Source organism: Microvirga sp. P4_G7, from assembly GCF_056401005.1.
Window position 1 is genome coordinate 1 of record NZ_JBFUKD010000372.1, and the last position, 3,647, is coordinate 3,647.

The window sequence follows — 3,647 nt, forward strand, 5'->3', positions numbered from 1 at the left end:
GTCATAGGCTGCGCGATCTTGGTCAGTCCCGGACATGACCAGGTCGGCTGCGTTCCTCCGCCGGACTCTCATCACCTCCACCAAACCTCGCATTCCGATCCATGCGACGCCGAGCACCGTCACCATCATCGCGACGACCATCAGCGCCTGAATGATCTCGCTCGCCGTGTGAAACTTGTTGAGCAAATCAGCGAACGCGCTGTATTCGCCAAACGCCGGTATCGTCGGGTCCATCAATCCCCTCCCTTGAAACGAGAACGACCACCAGGAGCCCTGGTGGTCGGGGAGTTGAGAAGCCGCGCTAGGACGGCCGTACTGCCCTTTAAGCTTTCGCCCTGGACATACGGCAGCACCTCCCCGACCATAACGGAAGGGAAGACATCATTTGCGGCCGATGCCGGCCGCCAGAGCCGGGTTCAGCCAGCTCCGGGACCGACGTAACACTGGATTTCATGCGCCGGTCAACGTCCGTTCCGGCAACGGCGAGGAAGGAGGCGGTTGCGCAGCGGCGCGAAAACTCCCCTCCCCTGTCATGGCCGGGCTCGTCCCGGCCACCTCGATCGGAAATGGGACATGTGCCACGAAGCGAGGTCACCGGCACGAGGCCGGTGAAGACAAGCGGGAGGTTGTTCCTCAGGATGAAGTCGGGGGCTGCGCAGTCGCCGACGGGCTTCGCCGACATCCGCCCTCCCGTCATGGCCGAGCCTGCGCGACAAGCGGCTAGGAGTCCCCGCGCGTACCGAGCGGATGCAGATCTCGCACCATGCTTTTCAAACGCTCGTCGAGCACGTGAGTGTAGATTTGCGTCGTCGAGATGTCGGAATGGCCGAGCAGTTCCTGCACCACACGCAGATCCGCACCGTTCTGCAGAAGATGGCTCGCGAAGGCGTGACGCAACACGTGCGGGCTCACCTTGTCCCCACGCAGGCCGGCGGCCGCTGCGGCACTCTTGAGATCGCGCGCGAAGGCCTGACGGGTGACATGCCCGCTCGCGCTGTCCGCCGGGAAGAGCCACGGTCCGCGGGCGGCGCTCTTTTCCTCGAGAAGCTCCAAATAGAGCTTTGCCGCGTCGCGGGCGGCGTCGGTGAGCGGAACGAGTCGCTCCTTCGCGCCCTTTCCGCGCACCACGAGAAAGCGGTCGCGGGTCTTCGCGGCGCTGCGTGGCAGGGCGATCAGTTCGGAGACGCGCAGGCCGGTCGCATAAAGAAGTTCGAGCAGACATGTCATCCGCGCGGCACGAAGCCGCTCGCCCGGCGTCGCCGTCGGATGGGTGACGCCTTCCTGAGTGACCCGCAACAGGCGGTCGACCTCCTCCACCGAGAGGACCTTTGGCAGGGAACGACCGCGTTTCGGAGCGGAAACGGCTGCGGTCGGATCGACCGGCGCGTAGCCTTCCACGTAGAGAAACTTATGAAACTGCCGAACCGCCGACAGGCGCCGGGCCGCCGAGGTCGCCTTCAGCCCCCTCTCCTCGAGGCTCGCCATGAACCCCCGCACACTCGCCGCCGACGCTGTCGCAGGGTCCAGTCGCTGCTCGCCCAGGAAGGCGAGATAGTCTTCAAGGTCGCGGCGATAGGCGTCGAGGGTGTTCTTGGAAGCGCCACGCTCGGCCGCGAGCATGTCGAGAAACAGGCTGGCGTGGCGCCCGCCGCTCATTTCGCAGGCAGGCGGTTGGCGGGAATCGTAACCGTGATGTCCCGGACGTCGGGCTGAACGAGGGTCGCCAGCGCGAAAATCGCCGCAGCGCCGAGACCGGCGAGAATGGCTACCACGACGAGAAACCGGAATAGGGTCGGCACGGGATCCTCTGACAGTTCCGGTTTGGTACATCATGCCCGCGCGGGGAAGGCAAGCGCGGTGCGGAATGAGCCGAGCCTTTACCTTGACCGCGACTAGCCGCGGAGGAGGCTGTGACAGGGAACCTCCCCCGTGCTAGGACAAGACCATGAATGATAACAGCCGCTTCAATCCCTCAGAGGAAGGCGGCGGGCAAGAGGCAGAGACTTCGCACGGTGGCCACCCGATCAGCCGCCGTCTGGGCGATCGCTCGCTCGTGCTCGTCGGCCTGATGGGTGCCGGAAAGAGCACGGTGGGCCGCCGGCTCTCGCAGAAACTCGGCTTGCCTTTCCGCGACGCCGATCACGAGATCGAAGCGGCCGCCGGGATGACGATCCCCGATATCTTCGCCATTCACGGCGAGGCGCATTTTCGGGACGGCGAGCGCCGCGTGATCGGGCGCCTTCTTCAGGAAGGACCGATGGTTCTTGCGACCGGCGGCGGCGCCTTCATGAACCCGGAGACCCGGCGCAATATCGGCGCGGGCGGTATCTCCATCTGGCTGCGGGCCGATCTCGACGTGCTGATGAAACGGGTGCGCAAACGGGCGAACCGTCCCTTGCTGCAGAACCCGGATCCCGAGGCCACCATGCGCAAGCTCATGGACGACCGCCACCCCGTATACGCGACTGCCGATCTGACAGTGGAATCGCATGAGGCTCCGCACGACCGGGTGGTCATCGACATCATCGAAGCCTTGACGCTTTGGCTCGAGGCACAAGGGAGACGACAGGCATGAGCGGCGCGACAGCGCAACAGGCGGCAGGGATGACGACGGTGCCAGTGCCGCTGGGTGATCGGGCGTATGAGATTCTGGTGGGGCGCGGTCTTCTGGCGGATTCCGGCGCGCGGATCGTGGCCTTGAAGGCCAAGAACGCCATCATCGTCACCGATCACCATGTGGGTCCCCTGTATGCCGAGACGCTCGCGAATTCCCTGCGCGCCCACAATGTGTCGGCAGCGATCGTCACGCTTCCGCCAGGCGAGGCGACAAAGTCGTACGCGCGTCTCGAACAGGTTTGCGACGCGATCCTCGCCGCCAAGATCGAGCGGGGCGATCTGGTCATCGCCCTCGGCGGCGGCGTCGTGGGCGACCTGGCCGGCTTCGCTGCTGCCGTCGTGCGTCGTGGCGTTCGCTTCGTCCAGATGCCGACTTCCCTCCTGGCACAGGTGGATTCCTCGGTCGGCGGCAAGACGGGAATCAACTCTCCATACGGCAAGAACCTGATCGGCGCGTTCCATCAGCCGAGCCTCGTTCTGGCGGATACTGCTCTCCTCGACACATTGCCGTTGCGCGAAAKGCGGGCCGGTTACGCCGAGGTGGCAAAGTACGGTCTCCTCGGCGACGAAGACTTCTTCACATGGTGCGAAGCCCATTGGCGCGGCGTGTTCGATGGCGGACCGGAACGGGACGAAGCGGTGGCGCAGAGTTGTCGTGCCAAAGCCGCCGTCGTCGTAAGAGACGAGCGCGAGGACGGCGAGCGCGCGCTCCTCAATCTCGGCCACACGTTCGGCCATGCGCTCGAGCGCATCACGGGTTACGACTCGGCGCGCCTCGTCCACGGCGAGGGCGTCGCCATCGGCATGAGCCTCGCCTTCCGCTTTTCCGTCGCGCTCGGCCTGTGTCCGGCGACGGACGCCGAACGGATGGAAGCGCATCTATCTGAAGTCGGCCTGCCGACACGCCTCGAACAGGTTCCCGGGGGATGCGGCAAGCCGAGCGAACTCCTCGACGCCATGGCGCAGGACAAGAAGGTCAGCGGCGGCGCGCTCACCTTCATCCTCGTCAGGGGGATCGGGCGCAGCTTCAT

At 65.3% G+C, this 3,647-nt stretch carries 4 protein-coding genes and 1 pseudogene; 2 read left to right on the forward strand and 3 right to left on the reverse strand.

The window, feature by feature from the left end; genetic code table 11:
• From AC1DT3_RS14795 to AC1DT3_RS14805, 3 genes and pseudogenes are all read right to left on the reverse strand, one after another.
• Positions 1-234 (reverse strand): annotated as a pseudogene (locus AC1DT3_RS14795) (hypothetical protein); the annotation flags it as partial.
• A gap of 486 nt (positions 235-720) precedes the next feature.
• Positions 721-1,656: a site-specific tyrosine recombinase XerD gene (xerD, locus tag AC1DT3_RS14800; protein ID WP_477466006.1), complete on the reverse strand. Its 936-nt coding sequence runs from the start codon at positions 1,654-1,656 to the stop codon at positions 721-723.
• Positions 1,653-1,799 (reverse strand): histidine kinase, encoded by a 147-nt coding sequence (locus tag AC1DT3_RS14805; protein ID WP_477466007.1) that lies wholly within the window; start codon positions 1,797-1,799, stop codon positions 1,653-1,655. Before AC1DT3_RS14805 ends, xerD begins: the two co-directional genes overlap by 4 nt.
• Before the next feature lie 146 nt (positions 1,800-1,945).
• Between AC1DT3_RS14805 and AC1DT3_RS14810 the strand changes: the two genes are divergently transcribed.
• Both AC1DT3_RS14810 and aroB read left to right on the forward strand, forming a co-directional pair.
• Positions 1,946-2,575 (forward strand): shikimate kinase, encoded by a 630-nt coding sequence (locus AC1DT3_RS14810; RefSeq protein WP_477466008.1) that lies wholly within the window; start codon positions 1,946-1,948, stop codon positions 2,573-2,575.
• Positions 2,572-3,647, forward strand: a 1,076-nt coding sequence (gene aroB, locus AC1DT3_RS14815; RefSeq protein ID WP_477466009.1) for a 3-dehydroquinate synthase, incomplete at its 3' end; no start/stop codon positions are given. The genes AC1DT3_RS14810 and aroB, both read left to right, overlap by 4 nt.